Genomic DNA, 22,165 nt, shown 5'->3' on the forward strand with positions numbered 1-22,165 from the left:
GTTAATCCAAAACAGTAATCGTTTCATATCTCTTTCCTTTTCCTTTCAATCCACGCTTACAGTATCAGCCCCCAACTACTTATATGCATATAATAAAAAACGAGGTGGACATAACTAGTCCGCCCCGCAAAAAGTATCAAAATCTTATAATAAATCTGCCATATTGCCAAGCATCTCAATTATGTATTGCTCATCCTCAGTTATCTCAGGAGCATCCCAATCCAAAACAAGAGCTGCGTAAGAAGCAAATGCCTGGAACATCTTCGGATCCTGGACAATAACATCCAGGAAAGCCCTTGCTCTGTTTGCAGCTTTCTTGTTCATTTCTTTCATATCTTCCTGCGAGATTCCATACTTAACATGTGCATCTTCAATTATTTCTCTAAACATATAGTTAGCCAGAGCCTTTGCCCATGCCTTTGTAATATCGGGCTCTTTCACTGCCACCATCTTCAATAGCATAAGATCAGAATTATCATTTGTGTTTTTCATCATTATCCTCCGAATGTCTTTGATAATTCCATGCTATCATTTTCAATTTGCGTTTGGCGCAAGTTTGGGAAATTTATTATATTTTTAAGCTGCTATTGGTTCCTGCCTCTTATGGCAAAGCTCGTACAGTTCAAATGCCAGTTCCTCTGCAGCTTTAAAGTCTTTTATCTTCTGTCCTCTGACCTGCCATAATCTGTATTTATCACAATATATCCCCCAACTGTCATATCTCCCCTTCACAAGCGTTATGTAGACCCCTTTGTATTTCTTACTGTATGTTCCCTTTAGTGGATTATATTTCCAGGGCTTTCTCAGATAATTCTTCTTGCGGAGAAGCTTGTTTTTCAAAACATTCTCAGCCTTTCTTGGATTCTCATAATCCCCAGACATCTTTTCTGCGCACACGCAGCCAACCCTCAGTTCCCTGAAATAGTTATCATGCTTCATGATGTGCACATAGCGGATTTTCTCATTTCCGCACATCTCACACTGCTCATATTCGATTTCATCGCTGGACGAAGTTCCATCCCCAACATCAATTACTCCTTCACACTTCCATCCTTTGTGCGGTACTCCCTTAACATCCCATAAATTCATCGCTATCTCCCCCTCTTCTTCAAGACGCTAGTATATTGCTGAGTTTGTCTGTAATATCTTCTATCGCAACACCCACTGCAACTGCACCAAAAGTCACAAGGAATGCCGCAAAAGAGAATGCAACTCCCATAAACACTGCATCCCACATTTTCATACTAATGTACATCACGATTATTCCCAGCATCAGCAAGTAAAACAGACCAAGAATCAAACAGCCAATCTTGGACAGAAGACCTACCCAACTCTTGATAAAGCACATGATCAAAAATACCGGAAACAATACAATTTTCACTAAAAGCTTTAAGATAAACATAATCAACCCTCCATCAATTCTTGATTTTCAGTTACACCGAAGCCATATTTCATGCCATGATTGACCTCCGCTGTTATCTGAGCAACGTGTGTTGTGGACACGTTATACAGCATTGTCAGCATATATGCCCTTGGATTCTTTGGCACTTCGGTAAGGCTTTTCCAGCTTGCCACAACGTCCTCGAGAAGCATATTATCAAGCTTCATGAGCCTCCCCTTTACCGAGTTGGTTTCCCTTTCTTCACTTCCAACCCATATCTTTGGGCGGTTTGAAGTGAGAACGTCAACCAAAAGGTCCTCTATGCCCCTTATTATCCCTTCATCGTCAGGGAATCTCTCACACAGTACATCAGTCCCAATATCCTCTCTGACATAAGCTCTTGTTGCCTTTTCTTCATCCTCTGATTCCATCCCATCCATCTGCGAAGCCATACTGTTACTGGGATAGATACGGATAAGATTATTATTATAATTATTTTTATTAATATTATTTTTATTACGTCCCAATTCCTGGTACTCTGGAGAACCAAGATCAGTGACTTCCAAGTCCCGATTCTGACCTCGGCGGTTCAATTCCTGGTATTCAGAAACATCCTCTTTTTTGCTTGAATCACAAATTGTGAACTTCTGGGCTTTTTCCAATTTTTGGTTTTCAGACTCATTTGCATCCACGTTATGTTCTGCCTCAACAATCCTCATGACATATATTCGTGATGGTTTGCCCTGCCCCATCTTCACACGCTCTATTAAACCAATCCCTTTTTCAGAATCCAGTTCGTCAAAAAGCTTATATACTGTATTCTTACTTAAGCCTGTTGCCTCATGAACATCTTCCCAATCGTAGAAAACATAGGTTTTTCCTTCCTTATCAACCATGTTATTGATGGCAGAAAGTTTCATTCTGTCCAATAGTAACGCATACAGATATCTTGCATTGACCGATACCTTGTTCAGCACAGGATCACTGTGAAAACATTTGGGAAGTGCCATATAACTGTTTGATATCGGTTCCCTCCCATTAAAATACTCAAATTTCATTTTATTTATTCTCCCCCTTCCTTATTCCAGAGATGCAATTTTTGCACCTCTGGAACAGTTTTCCTCATCCTTGTAAATAAAGTTCTTCACGTAGTACAGATTTGGTTTTCCCTGACCTCTTATACAGATATCAATAATTCCGATATCTTCCAATTGCTTCAGTGCTGTGCTGATTGTTCTTGTTGAAAGTCCTATATCTTTATGCATCTGTTCAAGCGGATATACCACGTAAAGCCTGCCTTCTTCATCCCGCCAGCCATTTCTATTTGCCAGCCTTATCCTTTGTAGTAGGATTCCATATACAACCTTTGCTTCTATAGACAGTGGTTCAAACGCATCGTCAATAAACATAAGCAGTGGAATTTCTACCATGGCATACTGGAATGCCTGTCGTCCGTAATGATAATCAAGTTTCATCTGCCATTTCCTCCTGTTCTTCCTTCCACTTTGCAAGAAGCTCAAGGATAACTTTTTCACGCTCCCTTGAAGGCATATGGGAAGGGAAATACTTATTTAGTTTTCTTTCTGACAATGAGACCTTTCCGTTTGTTTTAGGCTCAGGCAATGCACTGTTCAAAACCTGTATAACTGGGTACTGTTGCATATTTTCAAGATTCTTCTGCGCCTTAAGTGCTTCTATCTGTTCTGGTCTGAGAATGCCATTTTCTTTTCTGTATTCATAAATCCATTGCTGGACTTCCTTATCAAAGAAAGAAATATCATAGCCCATTCCTATTGAAATAACTTTTTCATCAACCATCTGCATAAGTTCAGGAATCAGATCTGTGAGCTTTACATATTTTCTGACCTGCCTATCTCTAAGACCAAATTCTTCACCAACGGCATCGCCAGTCAACTTTCGGCACTCAGTACCAGAAGTATCTTCGAGGTCAGTTCTTCTTCCCTGTCGCTTAACAACATCCATCTTCATTTTCAGTGAGTATGCTCTCTCACTAGGCAAAATCTCTTCTCTTTGTACATTGGAATCAACCATAACTATTACCGATTCATCATCTGTCATTTCCTTTACAATTGCCGGCACAACCTCAAGCCCCGCTAATTTAGCGGCATGCATCCTTCTGTGACCTGAAACCATTTCATAACCGCCCTGGTTGTCTGGTCTTACAAGAACCGGAGACAAAATACCATTAGCCTTGATGCTCTCTACAAGTTCCGCCATCTTATCATCATCAACCACCTTAAAAGGGTGATCTTTAAATGGATGTATCTTATCAATCCTTATTTCTTCTGTACCATCTTTAATTGAAGGAGCTCCAAGAAGCTCATCTACTGATTCAAAATGTATCTTTTCTCTTTTAGCAGCCATATCTAATTACCCCCTTCATGAATTATCTGCGACAAAATCTGTAAGTTCACTGTAGGCACTTGCCACCTTGCCTTTTGGATCATATTCATATATGCTTTTACTCATAGCAGATGTTTCACTTGCTCTGATTGATAGCGGAATCTCTGTAGGAAGGACTCGAAGGCTTTTACCATATACTTCATTAACCTCTGCAATAATTTCCTTAGCATAGTTGGTTCTCTTATCAACCATTGTTAATAGGATTCCCTCAATCTCAAGCTTTGAATTAAGCCTGCGCTTTACTGTATAGATGGTCTTAAGCAGTGCCTGAAGACCCTTTACAGGAAGAAACGCTGCGGCACAGGGTATGAGGCAAGTGTCAGCACAAGCAAGTGCATTTACAGTCATAACACCCAGAGATGGCATGCAATCAATAATGATGTATGAATACTGGTCCTTTATCTGTTCCACATAATCCCTAAGTACCAGTTCTCTGCTCATTACGTTTACAAGTGATACCTCTGCAGCGGATAATCCAATATTTGAAGGAAGAAGATCTACGTTCTCGCTGTGGTGCATGATAGCGAAACCTTCCGGAATATCTTCCTCATTAACAATCTTCTCGATAACATCAACAATAGTGAGTTCAAGGCTGTCAGGATCCTTATATCCCATGCAGATAGAAAGGCTCCCTTGTGGATCGTTATCAATTAAAAGTACCTTATGCCCCTTGTTAGCAAGTCCTATTCCAAGATTCATTGCAGTTGTGGTTTTAGCTACGCCACCTTTCTGATTTGCGATTGCGATTACTTTGCACATACTTTTTTCCTCCCATCTTTTCCATTTTTTCTTAAGTAGTCCTCAAAGATTGCCCTGTTTATGAGAACCTTTTTATGAAGTTTGTAAAAGGCACCGGACCTGTCTGCCACACGAGTAACTGCCCTGTAGCTCATCTTGTAGTAATCGATGGCCATGTTGTAGGTGATAAAACTTCTCTGGGCAAACAGAATATCTTCATCATCAATCTGATCAGAGAACATCCATATTGTTCCGAACATATTCAGCCCTCCCTCTCTTCCAAAACTTTTTTCTCCCGATTACCATTTGTTTGATACATTCCTGCAGGCTGGTGGAATCTCTCAAGGTACTCATCAAAGATGTCTCTGTTGATCAGAACAGTTCCTTCTCTCCTGTAAATCGCTCCTGCCTGGTCTGCCATCTCAAGGATTTTCTTGTGCTCAAGGCTGTAAACAATTTCTGCATCCCTATATCTGAGCCACTTTTTCCTCAAAGTACGCATCACTACTTTTTCCTGGACTATAACTTCCCGGTTAAATGGACTGTTTTTCTCATTCTCATTTTCAAGTTCGCCAACGTAATCACGGTTCTCATCAAAATACGGTCTGTCTTCTTTTTTTCTTTTCATGTATGATGTCCTCCTTATTTTTTATGTGCTGAAGAACCATCCATGAATTAGCCAACAAAAAAGAGCTACTTCTTAGAATTTTGTTTTCTAAAAAGTAGCTCTTATAACCTTTTGTAAAGTTATCGAAAAAAAGTTTTCTGTTTTTAACGGTGCGCCTCTGAGCGCATCTACAAACCTCTAAATTCATCTCCCGTTTGTCAGGAGTTTGTCAAAACATGACTTTGTGTCTCTAAAACCCGCATAAATACTGGATTTACTGCTTCATGGACTTAAGTGTCGGGAAGAGCAAAACTTCTCTTATGTTAGCACTGTTCGTGAGAAGCATACACAATCTGTCGATACCGTAGCCAATACCACCAGTGGGCGGCATACCGATCTCAAGTGCGTTAAGGAAGTCCTCATCTGTATGCTCTGCTTCGTCATCGCCTGCTGCCGCATTGGCATCCTGCGCTGCGAAACGCTCTCTCTGGTCGATAGGATCGTTAAGCTCTGAGTATGCGTTGCACATCTCCCATGTGTTGATGAAGAGCTCGAAACGCTCAACCTTCTCAGGATCTGAGGGCTTCTTCTTTGTAAGAGGTGAAATTGCGATAGGATGATCCATGATAAATGTAGGCTGGATCAGCTTCTCCTCGCAGAACTCCTCGAAGAAGAGGTTGATGATGTCGCCCTTGGTGTGGCGATCCTCAAACTCAACGTGGTGCTCCTTAGCGATAGCCTTAGCTTCCTCATCTGTCTTAACAGCATCGAAGTCAATGCCTGCATACTTCTTGATAGCATCGTTCATGGTAAGACGCTCGAAGGGCTTGCCAAGGTCGATGATGTGATCACCATAAGGAACCTGTGTTGTACCGCATACCTTTTCAGCAAGGTATCTGAACATGCTCTCTGTGAGCTCCATCATTCCTTCATAATCTGTATATGCCTGATACAGCTCCATAAGTGTGAACTCAGGGTTGTGTCTTGTATCTGTACCTTCATTTCTGAATACGCGGCCGATCTCGTATACTCTCTCAAGACCACCAACGATAAGTCTCTTAAGGTAGAGCTCAAGTGAGATACGAAGCTTTCTCTCCTCATCAAGTGCATTGTAATGAGTAAGGAAAGGTCTTGCTGCAGCACCGCCTGCATTCTCAACCAGCATAGGTGTCTCAACTTCCATGAAGTCTCTTGCTGACAGGAAGTTACGGATCTCCTGGATTATCTGAGATCTCTTGATGAATGTATCCTTAACCTCTTCGTTCATGATAAGGTCTACGTATCTCTGTCTAAAACGGATCTCTGTATCTGTAAGTCCATGGAACTTCTCCGGAAGAGGCTGAAGTGACTTGGATAAAAGTGTCAGCTCTTTTACATGAACAGAAATCTCGCCTGTCTTTGTTCTGAATGCGAATCCCTTAACACCTATGATATCGCCGATGTCCATCTTCTTGAAGGCTGCATAAGACTCCTCGCCAAGATCATTTCTTGAAACATAGAGCTGCATGCGTCCTGACTTATCCTGAAGGTTAGCAAAAGATGCCTTACCCATTACACGCTTGCTCATCATACGACCTGCAAGAGATACAACCTTCTCTGCGGGGATCTCTGAAAGCTCAGGAGTGATCTGCTTACCCTCTGCGTCTGTCTCGGGAACAACCTCTAATGTCTCGAAGTTGTCTCTGATCTCCTGTGCGTGATGTGTCTGATCATACTTTACAATCTGAAAAGGATCCTTGCCCTCTGCCTGAAGGTTTGCAAGCTTCTCACGGCGAACCTTCTTGAGCTGGTTAATGTCTTCTGTCTTCTGCTGATTCTTTTGCTGATTCTGATTCTCTGCCACTTTTTCTCCTCTTTCCTATAAAAAAGTAATGGGGGTAAAAAAATCACCCCCGCTCTTAAGTATCTGTTATTTCTTATTTACGAACGATCTCAAGAACCTTGTACTTGAAGTCACCCATCTGTGTCTCAACGGTAACTTCCTCGCCAACCTTAGCTCCGATAAGAGCCTTACCTACAGGTGATTCGTTACTGATCTTGCCCTTAAGGCTGTTAGCCTCTGATGAACCAACGATGCTGTACTGCACCTCTTCACCTGCCTCGATGTCAAGAAGCTTTACCTTGGCACCAACGCTGACCTTACCGAGATCAACATCCTCATCAACTACAACTTCTGCATTCTTGAGGATCTTCTCAAGCTCCTCGATACGAGCCTCGATGTCACGCTGCTCATCCTTGGCTGCATCGTACTCAGCGTTCTCTGAAAGATCTCCCTGCTCACGAGCTTCCTTGATTCTCTCAGCAACCTCTGCTCTCTTTACAACCTTGAGATCATGGAGCTCATCCTCGTAAGCCTTGAGTCCTTCATAGGTTAATAAGTTCTTCTTTTCTTCCATTTTATATATATCCTTTCTATAAAAATAGAATTTTGCACGCATGTCCTGCACTGCAAATAAATTGTGTCAATGTTATATGTGTTTACAATCCATAGAATTATATATGAATAATGGTATAAAGTCAAAATTTTATTATTTTCTTATTGCTCTATGTATTATAACTCAATCCTTTATTCCGAAAACCACGGCGCAAGCGGCTTTGAGAGAATCCATGTCCTCCATGGTATTTATGAGTGCCCTGAATTTTGCAGAACCCGGAAGTCCGGTGGTATACCAGGATACATGCTTTCTCATCTCTCTTATTCCGATGTACTCACCTTTGTACTTGAGCTGAAGATCCGCATGCCTTATCACCATCTCATACATCTGCTGCATTGTTGGGCGTTCCGATATCTCTCCTTTTTCCAGATAAGCTATCACCTCTCTGAAAATCCAGGGATTCCCCTCTGCAGCTCTTGCTATCATAACGCCGTCGCAGCCGGTTTCCTGCATAAGGGCCTTCGCACTGGCGCCGTCTTTGACATCTCCGTTTCCTATTACAGGAATTCTGACTGCCTCCTTGACCTTTCTGATTATGGACCAGTCGGCTTCCCCGCTGTAATACTGCTCCCTGGTTCTGCCGTGAACTGCTATTGCCGCGGCGCCACCCTGTTCTGCTGCCTGTGCACACTCCACAGCATTTACGCTTGATTCATTGAAGCCCTTCCTTATTTTCACAGTGACCGGTCTGTCTGTCTCAGCTACCATCGCTCTCACGATTTTTTCTATAAGCTCAGGATTTTTCATAAGGGCTGAGCCCTCTCCGTTACCAACGACCTTAGGCACCGGGCATCCCATGTTCACATCCAGAATGTCATAGGGCTTATCCGCTATCATTCTTGTAGCCTCCGCCATAATCTCCGGCTCACTTCCGAAAAGCTGCAGCGATACGGGCCTCTCCTCCGGATGAATCTCCATCATATTATTGGTGTTGCGGTTGCGGTAGGTAATCGCCTTGGCGCTCACCATCTCCATACACACAAGTCCCGCTCCGTTTTCATGGCAGAGCAGACGAAATGGCAGGTCGGATACACCTGCCATAGGTCCGAGTATTATATTATTTTTCAGCTCCACATCTCCTATTCTCAAGGGATGCAGGTAATCGTTATATCTTATTCCTTCACTATTAAAACCACTCGAAGGCCTGTACATTTCTTATTTCCTTCCAATCACTGCGGAAATTTCTACTATTAACAATTGACCACAGTTTACTCTTCTTCACTTAAAATATCACTCATGTCTTCATGCAGAATCATTGCTCTGTAGTACATCTGCAGCGCCTCGAAAAGGTCCTGCCTCTGTCTTCTGACCTCGCCGATAAGGAGTCCCGCACTTACCTCATCATAAGTGATATCCTCCTCACTTCTCGTGGTCTCCATGGTGATCATTCCGTCATCCTCGAATTCTATTGTGAAAATTCCACCGGCTTCCTGTGCAAACAGGACGCTAATGATATGGAGTTCCTTCTGGATGCTCTCGGGGATCTTTTTGAAAAGCGGATTAAAGTAATACTTCATCTCGTACGCGTTTGCTCCGCAAAGGATAATCCTTCCTCCCGCTGATACGCTTCCAAGTGATCCGTCCTCAGTCACAACCTGGATGTCGGAAACCTCTTCACCTGTTTCGGCATTTGTGATTTTTCCTGTTTCCTTATTTATGATAAGGCGTCTGCCTTTTGTTTTATCGGCATTCAAAGTATCGGAATGAAGTTTCTCCTCATCACCGGGGCGCGCCTCGTCGTTGTATATGTTTCTTGTTTCTTTTTTGTTATCCATATTTCCCTCATCCGTCTGCTTCGCAGACACCTTCCACCTGTGGGGGGAAGGCTATTCTTTATTCTCCGCCCTCAAACTCCTCAAGTTTCGGCTTTACTCTCTTGTTCTTTTCATAGATGATGCGAAGTCCCTGGATCAGAAGGTTCGGATCGTAAATATCGATCTCGTCACATTCCTCGGAAATGAGTCGTCCAAGTCCGCCTGTTGCGACAACCTTGACGTTTTCCAGTTTTGACTCGCGCTTCATCTCATTAATAATATACTTGGCCTGTCCTATCTGTCCGTAAACAAGTCCTGCCTGCATGGAACTGATAGTCTCCTGCGCCAGGATACTGTCAGGCTTCTTGATCTCAATCTCGGGAAGCTTAGCTGTATCCTGCCAGAGTGCCTTGGCGGAGATTCTTATTCCGGGACTTACGACACCTGCGATAAAATCGCCATTTTCCGTAATAAGCACGTAAGTGGTGGCTGTTCCGAAATCCACAACAATTGCTGGTCCGCCATACATCTCATACGCGGCAACCGCGCCTACCACCAGATCGGGTCCTATCTCTGCAGGATTCTTTGTAAGTATTTTAATGCCTGTCTTGATTCCGGGACCCACAATATACGGCTGCTTTCCCAGATATTTGATCATGGCATTCACCAGCGCATGCATCACATTAGGAACTACGCTGGAAACAATTACTCCGCTGATCTCTTCTTTATTTATCCCGTTATTTCTAAGCATCGCTATGATGTTGTTACCGTACTCATCCGAAGTATGCGCCGTCTGGGACATCATTCGAAAAGATCCTACGATTTTCTTTCCTTTTAAAACACCGAATGCAATATTTGTATTTCCTACATCAACCGCTAAAAGCATCTGCACCTCCTCAGCATCAGCTGCCAATACTTTATACTTCTATAGTTTCTTGCACAATGGAATTTATACATATCCATAAAGGCCGCGAACACTGACTTCCCCGGCATTTATCGTTTCTCTTCTTCCATCTGCCAGACTTATCAAAAGAGACCCGTCATCGGTAATCCCTTCTGCCACAGCTTCATACTCACCCTTTGGATCAAGTATCTTTACTTCCTTGCCAATATTTATAAGTCGTTTTTCGTAGCTGTCCTTAAGTGCCGAGAGGTTCTGTCTTTCCACATACTTCTCATAATTGTCCTCAAAGCACTTCATACAACAGGCAACAAGCTTGGACCTGTCCGTCTCTTTTCCTGTCTCTGAAAAAATCGAGCCGGCGGTATCCCTTATCTCCTCCGGGAAAAGCTCTATGGGCTGATTAACATTTATTCCCACACCTATTACAACAAAATAGTCCTTCTGATCCGGCATCTGGTGAAGTTCCGTAAGAATGCCGCAGATCTTCCTCTTATTAAGCACGATATCATTAGGCCACTTTATAAAGGTGCGTTTCGCATCCTCGCTAATTCCGCCATCACTGACAAGCTTATCAATCGCTTCCGATATGGAAAGCGCCATAACCAGCGTAAGCCCTGCTGCCTTATCCATCGGAATCCCGGGTCTTATCATAAGGCTCATGAAAATGTTGTAGCCCTCGGGACTGACCCAGCTTCTGCCGCGGCTTCCTCGCCCGGCGTCCTGTCTGTCGGCCACCGCAACAAATCCTGACTCACGCCCTTCCATTCCTGCTGCCTTGGCAACGTTATTTGTGGAATCAATCACAGGAAAAAATTCCGCATCCCTTGCTATCCACTCTGTATTTAAGGAACCACGAATTCGTTCCAAATTCATATATTAACTCTCGATTCTGCCTGTTATATTGTAGCGTACATTACCGCCTTGATAGTGTGCATGCGGTTCTCGGCTTCCTCAAAAACTATGGACTGTGAGGACTCGAAAACTTCATCCGTTACTTCCATCTCATCAAGGCCGAAGCGCTCCTTAATCTTTTTGCCGATACCTGTACCAAGATCATGGAAAGCAGGAAGACAGTGCATGAATACTGCCTGCTCGCCCGCATTTTTCATAATGTCGCTTGTAACAGCATAGGCCCTAAGATCATTTATTCTCTCTTCCCAGATCTCATCGGGCTCACCCATTGATACCCAGACATCTGTAGCGATGACGTCAGCACCCTTGGTTGCCTCCATCGGATCTTCAATCTGCTCTATAACCGCGCCGGTCTTAGCTGCAATCTCTTTGCAGATCTTAACAAGTTCTTCATTCTGCCAGTATTTCTTAGGCGCACAGGTTGTAAAGTGCATACCCATCTTTGCACATGCAACCATAAGAGAATTGCCTGTGTTATATCTCGCATCTCCGAGGTATACCATGTGAATTCCTTTGAGCTTTCCGAAGTGTTCGCGGATCGTCAAAAGATCTGCCAGCATCTGAGTCGGATGGAATTCATTTGTAAGTCCGTTCCACACCGGTACCTTGGAATACTTTGCAAGTTCTTCTACGATTGTCTGCTCGAAGCCGCGATACTCTATTCCATCATACATGCTCGCAAGAACACGCGCTGTATCAGCGATGCTTTCCTTCTTACCAATCTGTGAACCTGTGGGATCAAGGTAGGTCGTTCCCATACCAAGATCGTGAGCTGCAACCTCAAAAGAACATCTCGTACGTGTGCTGGTCTTCTCAAAGATAAGAGCAACGTTTTTTCCACGATATTCATCATGAAGCTCGCCGTTTTTCTTCTTGCGCTTAAGGTCAGCTGCAAGATCGAGAAGATACTCTATCTCTTCGGGTTCAAAATCAAGTAACTTTAGAAAATCTCTTCCGTGTAAATTCACTGCCATGGTATGTACTCCTCCTGCTATATATTTTCTTTTCCTTTTTCATAGGAAAAGCCCAACTGCAGAATCAATCTACAATCAGGCTTTATTTTATCATAAAAACATATTATTGAGTACTGATTACCAGAATACGTGAGCTCCGATAATCTGTCCGTCGTGTCCGCCCGCACGTCTGAAGTGAAGTGCAGTACCACAGGTAGTCTCACCTGCAAGTGCCGCCTGCGCAGCCTGTACACAGCTGTCAGGAATATTTCCTGCGTAAACTCTGTCTACAGTTCCGTTAAGAGCCGGTGTAAACTGACCGGAAGCATATATAACTCCGGAAATTGTGCTCGCATATGCGCTGCTCTTTACACGGTTCATAACAACTGCGCCTACAGCAACCTTACCCTCATAAGATTGATTCCCCGCTTCACAGTATATAAGCGCTGCCAAAAGTCTTGCTTCATCTGCCCCCGCAGAAACAGCACCCGTATTCTGTGTAAGCTTCGCCTTCGCTTTCTTGGCCTCCTCTTCGGCCTTCCGCTTGGCTTCCTCTTCTTCCCTCTTCTGAATAGCGGCCATGGTCTCACCTTCGTCGATTCTGAAATCAGTATCAACATATTCGGCCTGCACATAGCCTGTCTCATCGTTGTAGTCAACGGCAATCCAACCATTGCCAAGATCTTCTACCATATCCACAAAACTGTTATTTGTAATAACACCAAGTACTTCGGCATTTTCATCTGCCTCTGCGCGGATACGAAGTGCATCGCAGTTACTTGTTACAAGCTGTACACCAACTTCCTCTGCGAGTTCCTCTGCTTCTTCGTCAAATAGAAGATATTCGTCATTAGCCCAGCCAACAAGATCTCCTGACTGAAGCTTAGTCCATCCATCCTTTTGCTCGATAATCTTACCGCCGCAGTCCTTATAAAGAACTCCGACCTTCTCAGAGCTGTCATCAGGTGAAATGCGAATGTTCATTACCTGATTAACATTTGCCATAACAAGTTTAGAGGAATCCTCTTCTTCCTGTTCCTGTTCCTCTTCGTCCTCAGCATCTTCTGCCGCTTTATCATTTATATCCTCAGCGACATCATGAGCCTTAGCTCTCTCCTCATCGGAAACCTCAGCTACTTCAGTAGGATTGAGTAAGTTACCAACACCCACATCGTTGCTGTTCAATATATTTGTAGTCCTTGCCTGTACGGTCTTGCAGTTGGAAGTTCCCAGCATGATGATCATCATTGTGACAGCCAGGATTCCACGCATTAACGTGCCTGCTTTTTTCATGTTATTTTTGCTTCCTTTTTAAAATTATTACAAATTGTTAAAACAAAATACTCCACGATTGTAACAAATGAGTGTTATTTTGTCAAATTTTTACACAAATTGTCTAAAAAAAGACTCCCCTAATAATCGGGGAGTCCATGCGGATTCTTCATGTTAATAAATATTTCATATTTTATCGAGCACTTAATTATCCGAATTTCGTATTCAATTTACAATTCTTTGCTGCGCTCAGTAGCTGCCTGGACTGCGTTCATGACAATTCCGCGAAAGCCCATTTCTTCCATAACTTTCACTGCCTCTATGGTTGTACCGGCAGGTGAACACACCATGTCCTTGAGCTCACCCGGATGCTTTCCAGTCTCCAGTACCATCTTCGCACTTCCAAGTACAGCCTGTGCAGCAAATTCATAGGCTTGCTTCCTCGGCATACCTCCAAGTACAGCTGCATCGGCCATTGCCTCTATGAAAAGGAAAACATATGCAGGAGATGAGCCGCTTACACCGGTCACAACATCCATAAGGTTCTCTGTTACTACGTTTGCGGTACCGCAGCTTCTCAAAAGGTCCAAAGCAAGATTTAAATCGCTATCACTGCACAAATTGTTGGGACATACAGCGGCGCACCCCTCACCTACAAGCGCGGGAGTGTTGGGCATAACTCTTATTGTCTTAACGGGTTTTTCAAATTCCTTTGCAATCCATTCAAGACTTTTGCCCGCAGCTATACTGATAATAAGCTTGTTTTCATCAATCTCATCCATGATGTCAGCAATTGCTACCTTTAAAAACTGCGGTTTAACGGCAAGAAGGATTACATCCGCTTCCCTTGCGACATCAGCATTGTTGTCCTTAGTCTGTATTCCGAATTTTCTGGCAGCGCTGTCCCTTGCAGCCTCCATAGGATCTGATCCGATTATGTCCTGAGGGTCGAAGATTCCCTTGGAGATTATTCCGCCCATGAGTGCCTTTGCCATGTTTCCAAGTCCGATAAAACCTAATACCATAACTGCTCCTCCTATTTCTTTTCTGTAAATTATTATTTTGTAAAGTCCTACTGTCTTCTCTGCCTTGCCGCTTCGAAAGTCAGAATCGCTGCGGAGGTTGCCGCATTCATCGATTCCACCCTACCCAGCATGGGTATCAGAACATACTCAGATGCCGCATCTGCAGCTTCCTTTGTAAGCCCGTTACCTTCATTTCCTATCAAAAAAGCGGACGCTTCCTTGTAGCTTATCTCATCATAGTTCTTTGTACCCTTCAGATGAGCAGCATAACTTGTAACGTTGTACTTTTCCCGAAGTTCCTTCACTGTGTCCGGGATAGAATCCACATATATAAAGGGGACTCTCAGGATGGCACCCATTGTGGATCTGACAACCTTCGGATTATAGGCATCCGCCATGTCGCTGCTCATTATTATTCCGGTAACGCCAGCCCCTTCACCCGTCCTGAACATATTGCCAAGATTCCCGGGATCCTGAATATTCTCAAGAATAAGAAGAAGCGGTGTCTCTCCCAGGAGATCCTTAAGCTCCCACCTTTTTTCCTTAACAACCGCAAGTACGCCCTGAGGAGTCTGCGTGTCAGCCATCTTCCTCATGACATCATCCGAAACCTCTTCAAAGCTCACTCCGTCATCCTGCTGAATATTCCTGATGAGCGTCTTATCTTCAGGTGAAAGATTCTCCAGGAAATGCCCGGTTACGTACACCTCTCTCATAGCTTCAAGAGGGACTTCCCTGAGCATGCGGATTCCTTCTATTAAGAATACGCCGTCCTTGCGACGGGCTTTTGATTTCTTGCTGTATTCTGCTATCTGTTTAACACGGGTGTTGTTTGTACTTGTAAGCATGGGGACCTCATTTTTTAACAAAAAGCCTTCCCGGGTTGGGAAGGCTTTTATTTCTTCAAAGCCTGTATGGCTTTAAGTTTCTATTATAATATCTTACTGATCTCGAACTGATACTCAGGAATGGACTTCTTCATTGCAAGAGCCTCGTCGATATCGTAATCAACGAACTGTCCGTTTCTGTATGCAACTACGCGGTTTGTCTTACCTGCTGTAAGAATGTCTGCTGCGTAGCATCCCATCATGGAAGCATATACACGGTCTTTACAGGTCGGGCTACCACCACGCTGCATGTAACCGAGGATAGAAGCTCTGGTCTCAAGACCTGTAGCAGCCTCGATACGACGTGCCATTGATGCTGAGTGTCCGATACCCTCTGCATTGATGATGATGTGGTGTGTCTTACCCTTCTTACGGTTATCAATGATGTTATCAATGATTCTCTGCTCATTGTAATCGTATTTCTCAGGAAGTAGGATGTCATCAGCGCCGTTAGCGATTGCGCACCAAAGTGCGATATAACCTGCATGACGTCCCATAACCTCAACGATACTTACTCGCTCGTGAGATGAGGATGTATCTCTGATCTTGTCGATAGCATCCATTGCTGTGTTAATAGCTGTATCAAAACCGATAGTATAATCGGTACATGCAATATCAAGGTCGATTGTGCCGGGAAGTCCGATTGTGTTGATTCCCTGAGCTGAAAGCTTCTGTGCACCTCTGTAGGATCCGTCACCACCGATTACAACCATTCCGTCGATGCCATGCTTTCTGCAGATCTCAGCACCTTTCTTCTGGCCTTCCTCAGTTGTGAACTCCATACATCTTGCAGTTCCAAGGATTGTACCGCCTCGCTGAATGATATCAGCTACGCTTCTACGATCCATATCAAAAATTTCTTCATTAAGAAGTCCCATGTAGCCCTTCTTAACACCCTTAACCTTAAGTCCGTTTGCAAGAGCCTTACGAACAACCGCACGAATAGCGGCATTCATTCCAGGCGCATCACCACCGCTTGTAAGAACTCCGATAGTTTTAATTTCTTTTGCCATATCAGGTTGTACCTCGTTATTGATAAATCTTTGTCACTTTTACGATTTATATATTAGCGCAATTTTCGGCAATCTGCAATTACGTTCCCCCATAAATTTAGCAATTTTTCATAATTTTTTGTTAGGGGTTCTGCCGCCGGGGTGTGGTTGAGAAATGGATGTTTACGGCTACGGACCTTCCCTTCATAAATCTTACGATATCCTTATACCACTCTAATATTGTCTTGACCAAATGCTGCCGTTAGTATAGCAAGTGTGTCTTCATTTGCGTTTACTTTGAGTGAAGTAGGCAGTTTCTTTATTTGTTTGGTGTCCTTGAGGTAGACTGCTACCTGGTCTTTGGCGCCGGGGCCTTTGACGGTGGAGAGGAGGGTGTCTTCGAGGAGTTTTGCTTTGGTCTCGTAGTCCTCCTTATTGGAAAACTGAACCCAGAGGGTGCGGGGCACTTCATCAAAGAGTTGAATTTTGGATGCAATGAGTTTTGCATTCTTTTCTTCTTCAGCGCTGACGCGTCCCTGGATGAATACCTTGCCATCTTCATTAAGCCTTCCCTGGTTGCCCTCGTAGGTCTTGGGGAATACGATTACTTCTATACTTCCCACGAGATCTTCTATTGTAAGAAAGGCCATAAGCTGATCCTTCTTAGTGTACTTCGTGGTCTTGGCTGAAATAATTCCTCCGATGGTTACAGTGGAGTTATCCCTTACAACGGTTTCGCCTGTCTCCTCATCAAAATAGAAATCCGTCGTCTTTGCAGTGATATGCTTTTTCCAAAATCCCTCGTATTCCTCAAGCGGGTGTCCGGAGACATAGACATCAAGGACTTCCCTCTCAAATTCGAGAAGCATATCTTTGGGGTATTCACCTACATCCGGCAGTTTTATCTCAAACTGTTCCTTCACCTCCTGAGGTGCGAGGTCGAAGAGCGACATCTGTCCTGCGAAGGTGTTCTTGCTCTTGTTGTGAAGCTGATCAAGAAGCGGTCCGAAGACACACATCATCTGTTTTCTTGTTCCGCCAAGGCTATCAAGTGCACCGGCCTTGATGAAGTTTTCGACAGCTCTCTTGTTTATATCTCCGTAAGGCTCCATCCTTGTAAGGAAGTCGTTAATGCTTTTGAATTTTCCTCCGGCTTCTCTCTCCCTGACAACAGACTCGATAACAGGACGGCCTACTCCCTTTATGGAGGTAAGCGCATATCTTATTGCCTTTCCGCGAAGTCTGGGATCCTTATTCTCATCATCATCCGATGTTTTGGCAACCGAGAATCCCGAATAGCCTTCGTTTATATCAGGCGGCAGAACCTCAATCCCCATACTTCTGCAGGCCATAATATAATAGGAAACCTTAGCCTGAACATCTATAACAGAAGTCATAAGCGCAGCCATAAACTCTACCGGATAGTAGTATTTCAGCCATGCTGTCTCAAGCGCAACCACTGCGTAGCAGGCGGCATGGGATTTATTGAACGCATACTTTGCAAAATCCATCATTGAATCATAGATTTCATTTGCAACATCCTCTCCGATTCCCTTGGATACACAGCCGGGAACATTTTCTTCCGCATTGCCGTGGACAAAGTTTTCCCTTTCAACCTCCATGACGTGCTGCTTCTTTTTACTCATGGCACGGCGTACAAGATCAGCTCGTCCGAGCGTATAACCACCAAGCTGCTGAACTATCTGCATAACCTGCTCCTGATACACAATACATCCGTAGGTCGGAGACAAAATAGGCTCAAGGAGCGGTGTCGAATACGTGATATTCTGGACGTCCGTTTTTCCGGCTATATACTTAGGTATAAAGTCCATCGGTCCCGGACGGTAAAGAGAAATACCCGCAATAATATCCTCGAAGGAATGTGGTTTAAGTTCCTTCATGAACGATGTCATTCCTGCACTTTCAAGCTGGAAAACGCCTTCGGTTTTTCCAAGTCCGAGTGCTCCGAGTGCATTCTGATCATCATAATCGATTTTCTCTATATCAATAAAATCAGGATCGCCCTCTTTTGCTCCTATCGATTCATTAGCAAAAGCGACCGCATCCTTTATTACGGTGAGGGTCCTAAGACCCAAAAAGTCCATCTTCAGAAGTCCCAGTTCCTCACTCGTAGGCGCATCAAACTGGGTTGTTATATTTCCTTCCGCAGATCTTGAAAGAGGAATGAGATCCTCTGCGGGGCTCTGACAGATTACAACTCCGGCGGCGTGAATGGAAGTATGCCTCGGCAATCCCTCCAGTTTCATACACATATCAATCAGGTGATGTACCTGTGAATCCGTTTCATACATATTTTTAAGCTCGGGATTTATTGAAAGAGCCTTCTTCAAATCCATCGCTTCATTTGGAATGGTCGGGATCATCTTAGCAAGGTTATCGCCAAAGCTGTAGGGAAGATCCAGCACTCTGGCAACATCCCTTATTACACCCTTGGCCTGAAGCGTTCCGAAAGTAATTATCTGTATGACTCTGTCTGCGCCGTATTTTCTTGTGACGTAGTCAATAACCTCCTGCCTGCGCTCATACTCGAAATCCACGTCTATATCGGGCATGGATACACGTTCCGGATTAAGGAAACGCTCAAACAGCAGATCATACTTAATAGGATCAATGTTTGTGATATGGATACAGTAAGAAACTACAGATCCCGCCGCCGAACCTCTTCCGGGGCCTACCGCTATCCCACTCTCTCTGCAAAAGTTGATGTAATCCCATACTATAAGGAAGTAATCGACATATCCCATCTTCTGGATTACAGAAAGCTCATAGTCAAGCTGTTTCTTGATGGTTCCGTCATCGTCCGGATATCTCTCTTTTAATCCGTCATCGCAGAGCTTATTTAAATATGTCCAGGAATTATATCCTTCAGGCACATCAAAATGCGGGAGTTTTGTCACGCCGAACTCAATCTCCACGTTACATCTGTCCGCAATCTTCTGGGTATTCTCAATTGCTTCCTGTGCATAAGGGAAAAGAAGACGCATTTCGTCTTCGCTTTTCACATAGTACTGTCCGCCCTCGTAGCGCATACGGTCCTCATCCGTGACCTTCTTACCGGTCTGGATGCACAGCAGAAGATCATGAGCCTCAGCATCCTCCGCGTTGGTATAGTGGCAGTCATTTGTCACAACCATGGGAATATCAAGTTCTTTGGACAGAGTTAAAATAGCGGAATTCACTGTGTGCTGCTCCGGAATTCCGTGATCCTGCATCTCCAGGAAGAAATTGCCATGCCCGAATATCTCATCGTACCTAAGAGCTGCTGCCCTTGCTTCCTCGAGGTCGCCTCTTGTTATAGCCTTCGGAACCTCACCTGCAAGACATGCGGAAAGGCAGATTATTCCCTCGTGAAACTCTCTTAAAAGTTCAAGATCAACTCTCGGCTTATAGTAATATCCTTCAGTAAATCCCCGGCTTACAATGTGGGAAAGATTCTCATATCCCTTATTATTCTCTGCAAGAAGTACCAGATGATAGTATCTGTTCTCATTAACTCCCATCTCTTTCTCAAAACGGGAGCCGGGTGCAACATATACCTCGCATCCGATTATTGGCTTGATTCCCTCTTGCTTAGCCAGCTTATAAAATTCTATAACGCCATACATGACTCCGTGATCCGTTATGGCTCCCGCAGTCATTCCGAGCTCTTTTATTCTTTTTACATAATCGGCAACCTTGTTGGATCCATCCAACAGAGAATAGCCTGTATGTACGTGTAAGTGTGCAAATGACATGTATATTACCTCATCCGGCACTTCGTGCCACCTTCTCCTTAGGAGAAGGCTTATTTACGCAATCCCTACCTGCATATAAAAATACTTTGCGTAGATTCCATCCTTTTCAAGAAGCTGTCTGTGGTTGCCCCTCTCCTGAATACCCTCGGAATCCAGAACGATAATCTCGTCTGCATTTCTAATAGTAGAAAGTCTGTGGGCAATTGTGATTGTGGTTCTGCCAGCTGCGAGTCTGTCGAGACTCTCCTGTATATAGCGCTCGGATTCATTGTCCAGAGCACTGGTAGCTTCATCAAGGATCAGTATCGGAGGATTCTTAAGAAATACTCTTGCAATAGCAATTCGCTGTTTCTGTCCTCCGGAAAGTCTTGCTCCGCGCTCGCCAACCATAGTGTCATATCCGTTGGGAAGAGAGGATATGAACTCATCAAGGTCAGCCTTTTTCGCTGCATCCATTATATCATCAAAACTGGCTCCCTCCCGCCCGTAGGCGATGTTCTCACGAATGGTTCCGTTAAAAAGATACACCTCTTGCTGTACGATACCAATGACACCTCTTAAAGATTTTTGCGTAAGACTTCTTACATCCTTGCCATCAATTTTCACAGCACCCTTGGTAACATCGTAGAATCTCGGAAGCAGGCTGCAAAGCGTGGATTTTCCTCCGCCGGAGGGACCGACTATGGCAACCTTTTTTCCCGCATCAATATGAAGATTTATGTGGTCAAGAACTCTCTCCTCGTCATCATCGTAAGCAAAGGATACATCCTCATAATCCACATCTCCCTTGCAGTCTGTCAGCACTTCCGCATCGGGAGCATCCTCTATCTCCGGAATCACATCCATTACATCGCGAAATCTCTGGAATCCCGCAGCGCCCTTCTGAAGCTGCTCAGTGAACTCGATAAGTATCATGACCGGCCCTATGAACACGTTTATATACAGCGCATAGACCGCCAGATCCTCTACTGACAAGGTACCCTTCGCAATGAAGAGTCCGCCGAAAACAATTACCGCGATATACATAAGTCCTTCAAAGAAATTGTTTCCTGCAAAGAACATTGCCATCGTCTTATAATTTGCCTTTTTTGATTCAAGAAAGGCCTCATTACTCTTTTCAAATTTCGCTTTCTCTATGTCTTCTCCGGTGAAGGATTTCACCACGCGAATTCCGCCGAGAGTGTCCTGGAGAGAAGAATTTATGCCGGCAATCTTTTTCCTGTTATCAAAAAAAGTCCTTCGCATAATTCCGTTCTGCACATATGAAAAAATCGCCATACACGCTACGATTGCAACCAGGATCAGCGTCATCGGCACGTTCATTGTCATAAGAATAGTAAACGAGCCCAAGAGCTTAACTGTAGATATAAAGATATTTTCAGGACCATGGTGTGCAAGCTCCGATATATCAAAAAGATCCGATACGAGCTTACTCATCATCTCGCCGGTGTTGTTCTTATCATAGTAGGAAAATGAGAATCTCTCGAACTGCTCGAAGAGATCACTTCTCATCCCCGATTCCATGCGGGCTCCCATCATGTGTCCCTGATAAGTTACATAGTGCTTACACAGAAATCTCACGATGTACATGATAAGCAACACTGCCGCCAGCTTAATCACTCCGGCAACTATCTTTTCAGGAGCCTCAAGAAAAAGCGTCTGCCGAAGAACCCTCAGCAGCTGCGGAAAGACAAGATCGATCAGCGACAAAATCGATGCCGCCACTAAATCCAGCAAAAATACTCCGATATATGGTTTGTAATATGGGATAAATTTTTTCAGTAAGTCCATATATGTCTCTCTATACTTTCTTATATATTTTGCACAAAAGAACCAGTATTTAAGCCCTATGTGCAATTGGTTAATAAGTTACAAACAATGATAAGCATTAAATAATGGGCGAAAACCATGTCATTTCAGGTACAATGCATATGTGTTTCCAGTCAGAAGGGTGCACGAAAGATAACGTCATCCTTTTTATGAAGGCGAATCTGTGTCCCATTCTTCCCTATGGCTGCTAACCTCTCATGTCTAACAGGATCTTTCTCCCGTAGGAGTGTCCTAAATTCCTTCGTCCAGCCTACCCATAGTGGGGTGCCGCTTTTGCTCCTATCCAGGGTCATGCC

General features: G+C 44.0%; 23 protein-coding genes. All 23 read right to left on the bottom strand.

The genetic code is table 11. From position 1 onward, the window contains the following. Nucleotides 1-144: 144 nt before the first annotated feature. The gene (locus G596_RS0112785) at nucleotides 145-492 is read right to left on the bottom strand and encodes a hypothetical protein (RefSeq protein WP_022762238.1); all 348 of its coding nucleotides are present in this window, start codon (nucleotides 490-492) and stop codon (nucleotides 145-147) included. A gap of 84 nt (nucleotides 493-576) precedes the next feature. After that, nucleotides 577-1,089 (bottom strand): hypothetical protein, encoded by a 513-nt coding sequence (locus G596_RS23890; protein ID WP_022762239.1) that lies wholly within the window; start codon nucleotides 1,087-1,089, stop codon nucleotides 577-579. 19 nt (nucleotides 1,090-1,108) lie between these two features. Beyond that, entirely contained in the window at nucleotides 1,109-1,402 is a 294-nt protein-coding gene (locus G596_RS0112795; protein WP_022762240.1) for a hypothetical protein, read from the bottom strand. A 2-nt stretch (nucleotides 1,403-1,404) separates the two neighbouring features. Further along, nucleotides 1,405-2,439 carry a replication initiator protein A gene (locus G596_RS0112800; RefSeq protein WP_026671327.1) on the bottom strand — a complete coding sequence of 345 codons (1,035 nt, stop codon included), beginning with the start codon at nucleotides 2,437-2,439 and terminating at the stop codon, nucleotides 1,405-1,407. Nucleotides 2,440-2,460: 21 nt separating this feature from the next. Further along, complete coding sequence (locus tag G596_RS22105; RefSeq protein ID WP_022762241.1) at nucleotides 2,461-2,856, bottom strand: replication initiator protein A; 396 nt, start codon at nucleotides 2,854-2,856, stop codon at nucleotides 2,461-2,463. Beyond that, nucleotides 2,846-3,766 carry a ParB/RepB/Spo0J family partition protein gene (locus G596_RS0112810; RefSeq protein WP_022762242.1) on the bottom strand — a complete coding sequence of 307 codons (921 nt, stop codon included), beginning with the start codon at nucleotides 3,764-3,766 and terminating at the stop codon, nucleotides 2,846-2,848. The genes G596_RS22105 and G596_RS0112810 overlap by 11 nt, the downstream gene beginning before the upstream one ends. Before the next feature lie 15 nt (nucleotides 3,767-3,781). Next, a complete protein-coding gene (locus G596_RS0112815) occupies nucleotides 3,782-4,564 on the bottom strand; it encodes a ParA family protein (RefSeq protein WP_022762243.1) in 783 nt (260 codons plus the stop codon). Further along, on the bottom strand, nucleotides 4,552-4,803 hold the full coding sequence (locus tag G596_RS0112820; RefSeq protein WP_022762244.1) for a DUF6462 family protein: 252 nt from the start codon (nucleotides 4,801-4,803) through the stop codon (nucleotides 4,552-4,554). The genes G596_RS0112815 and G596_RS0112820 overlap by 13 nt, the downstream gene beginning before the upstream one ends. 2 nt (nucleotides 4,804-4,805) lie before the next feature. After that, nucleotides 4,806-5,171: a DUF6462 family protein gene (locus G596_RS22110; RefSeq protein ID WP_022762245.1), complete on the bottom strand. Its 366-nt coding sequence runs from the start codon at nucleotides 5,169-5,171 to the stop codon at nucleotides 4,806-4,808. Between the two features lie 253 nt (nucleotides 5,172-5,424). Beyond that, nucleotides 5,425-6,993 (bottom strand): lysine--tRNA ligase, encoded by a 1,569-nt coding sequence (gene lysS, locus G596_RS0112830; protein ID WP_022762246.1) that lies wholly within the window; start codon nucleotides 6,991-6,993, stop codon nucleotides 5,425-5,427. 73 nt (nucleotides 6,994-7,066) lie between these two features. Beyond that, nucleotides 7,067-7,546, bottom strand: coding sequence for a transcription elongation factor GreA (gene greA / locus G596_RS0112835; protein WP_026499091.1), 480 nt, complete (start codon nucleotides 7,544-7,546; stop codon nucleotides 7,067-7,069). 162 nt (nucleotides 7,547-7,708) lie between these two features. Further along, nucleotides 7,709-8,737, bottom strand: coding sequence for a tRNA dihydrouridine synthase DusB (gene dusB / locus G596_RS0112840; protein WP_022762248.1), 1,029 nt, complete (start codon nucleotides 8,735-8,737; stop codon nucleotides 7,709-7,711). Nucleotides 8,738-8,793: 56 nt separating this feature from the next. Further along, nucleotides 8,794-9,360, bottom strand: coding sequence for a DUF6145 family protein (locus G596_RS25565; RefSeq protein ID WP_022762249.1), 567 nt, complete (start codon nucleotides 9,358-9,360; stop codon nucleotides 8,794-8,796). A 58-nt stretch (nucleotides 9,361-9,418) separates the two neighbouring features. Beyond that, a complete protein-coding gene (locus G596_RS0112850; RefSeq protein ID WP_022762250.1) occupies nucleotides 9,419-10,225 on the bottom strand; it encodes a type III pantothenate kinase in 807 nt (268 codons plus the stop codon). Nucleotides 10,226-10,288: 63 nt separating this feature from the next. After that, nucleotides 10,289-11,116, bottom strand: a complete 828-nt coding sequence (locus G596_RS22115; protein WP_022762251.1) for a biotin--[acetyl-CoA-carboxylase] ligase — start codon at nucleotides 11,114-11,116, stop codon at nucleotides 10,289-10,291. A gap of 23 nt (nucleotides 11,117-11,139) precedes the next feature. Continuing rightward, complete coding sequence (gene argF, locus G596_RS0112860; RefSeq protein ID WP_026499088.1) at nucleotides 11,140-12,123, bottom strand: ornithine carbamoyltransferase; 984 nt, start codon at nucleotides 12,121-12,123, stop codon at nucleotides 11,140-11,142. 123 nt (nucleotides 12,124-12,246) lie between these two features. Further along, complete coding sequence (locus tag G596_RS0112865; RefSeq protein ID WP_022762253.1) at nucleotides 12,247-13,401, bottom strand: cell wall hydrolase; 1,155 nt, start codon at nucleotides 13,399-13,401, stop codon at nucleotides 12,247-12,249. Between the two features lie 209 nt (nucleotides 13,402-13,610). Beyond that, nucleotides 13,611-14,405, bottom strand: a complete 795-nt coding sequence (proC, locus tag G596_RS0112870) for a pyrroline-5-carboxylate reductase (RefSeq protein ID WP_022762254.1) — start codon at nucleotides 14,403-14,405, stop codon at nucleotides 13,611-13,613. Between the two features lie 47 nt (nucleotides 14,406-14,452). Further along, on the bottom strand, nucleotides 14,453-15,253 hold the full coding sequence (locus tag G596_RS0112875; protein ID WP_022762255.1) for a TrmH family RNA methyltransferase: 801 nt from the start codon (nucleotides 15,251-15,253) through the stop codon (nucleotides 14,453-14,455). Between the two features lie 83 nt (nucleotides 15,254-15,336). Continuing rightward, nucleotides 15,337-16,305, bottom strand: a complete 969-nt coding sequence (gene pfkA, locus G596_RS0112880; RefSeq protein WP_022762256.1) for a 6-phosphofructokinase — start codon at nucleotides 16,303-16,305, stop codon at nucleotides 15,337-15,339. 203 nt (nucleotides 16,306-16,508) lie between these two features. Further along, nucleotides 16,509-20,039, bottom strand: coding sequence for a DNA polymerase III subunit alpha (locus tag G596_RS0112885; protein ID WP_022762257.1), 3,531 nt, complete (start codon nucleotides 20,037-20,039; stop codon nucleotides 16,509-16,511). Between the two features lie 54 nt (nucleotides 20,040-20,093). Beyond that, a complete protein-coding gene (locus G596_RS0112890) occupies nucleotides 20,094-21,830 on the bottom strand; it encodes an ABC transporter ATP-binding protein (RefSeq protein ID WP_022762258.1) in 1,737 nt (578 codons plus the stop codon). Nucleotides 21,831-21,982: 152 nt separating this feature from the next. Then, nucleotides 21,983-22,165: hypothetical protein (locus G596_RS25410; protein WP_026671329.1), on the bottom strand; the 183-nt coding region annotated here is incomplete at its 5' end.

It is taken from the genome of Butyrivibrio sp. AD3002, from assembly GCF_000420905.1.
GTDB lineage: Bacteria > Bacillota > Clostridia > Lachnospirales > Lachnospiraceae > Butyrivibrio.

Coding starts and splice junctions, on each gene's coding strand:
- G596_RS0112785 (WP_022762238.1), bottom strand. CDS start 492: ATGAAAAACACAAATGATAATTCTGATCTTATGCTATTGAAGATGGTG.
- G596_RS23890 (WP_022762239.1), bottom strand. CDS start 1,089: ATGAATTTATGGGATGTTAAGGGAGTACCGCACAAAGGATGGAAGTGT.
- G596_RS0112795 (WP_022762240.1), bottom strand. CDS start 1,402: ATGTTTATCTTAAAGCTTTTAGTGAAAATTGTATTGTTTCCGGTATTT.
- G596_RS0112800 (WP_026671327.1), bottom strand. CDS start 2,439: ATGAAATTTGAGTATTTTAATGGGAGGGAACCGATATCAAACAGTTAT.
- G596_RS22105 (WP_022762241.1), bottom strand. CDS start 2,856: ATGAAACTTGATTATCATTACGGACGACAGGCATTCCAGTATGCCATG.
- G596_RS0112810 (WP_022762242.1), bottom strand. CDS start 3,766: ATGGCTGCTAAAAGAGAAAAGATACATTTTGAATCAGTAGATGAGCTT.
- G596_RS0112815 (WP_022762243.1), bottom strand. CDS start 4,564: ATGTGCAAAGTAATCGCAATCGCAAATCAGAAAGGTGGCGTAGCTAAA.
- G596_RS0112820 (WP_022762244.1), bottom strand. CDS start 4,803: ATGTTCGGAACAATATGGATGTTCTCTGATCAGATTGATGATGAAGAT.
- G596_RS22110 (WP_022762245.1), bottom strand. CDS start 5,171: ATGAAAAGAAAAAAAGAAGACAGACCGTATTTTGATGAGAACCGTGAT.
- greA (WP_026499091.1), bottom strand. CDS start 7,546: ATGGAAGAAAAGAAGAACTTATTAACCTATGAAGGACTCAAGGCTTAC.
- dusB (WP_022762248.1), bottom strand. CDS start 8,737: ATGTACAGGCCTTCGAGTGGTTTTAATAGTGAAGGAATAAGATATAAC.
- G596_RS25565 (WP_022762249.1), bottom strand. CDS start 9,360: ATGGATAACAAAAAAGAAACAAGAAACATATACAACGACGAGGCGCGC.
- G596_RS0112850 (WP_022762250.1), bottom strand. CDS start 10,225: ATGCTTTTAGCGGTTGATGTAGGAAATACAAATATTGCATTCGGTGTT.
- G596_RS22115 (WP_022762251.1), bottom strand. CDS start 11,116: ATGAATTTGGAACGAATTCGTGGTTCCTTAAATACAGAGTGGATAGCA.
- G596_RS0112865 (WP_022762253.1), bottom strand. CDS start 13,401: ATGAAAAAAGCAGGCACGTTAATGCGTGGAATCCTGGCTGTCACAATG.
- proC (WP_022762254.1), bottom strand. CDS start 14,405: ATGGTATTAGGTTTTATCGGACTTGGAAACATGGCAAAGGCACTCATG.
- G596_RS0112875 (WP_022762255.1), bottom strand. CDS start 15,253: ATGCTTACAAGTACAAACAACACCCGTGTTAAACAGATAGCAGAATAC.
- pfkA (WP_022762256.1), bottom strand. CDS start 16,305: ATGGCAAAAGAAATTAAAACTATCGGAGTTCTTACAAGCGGTGGTGAT.
- G596_RS0112885 (WP_022762257.1), bottom strand. CDS start 20,039: ATGTCATTTGCACACTTACACGTACATACAGGCTATTCTCTGTTGGAT.
- G596_RS0112890 (WP_022762258.1), bottom strand. CDS start 21,830: ATGGACTTACTGAAAAAATTTATCCCATATTACAAACCATATATCGGA.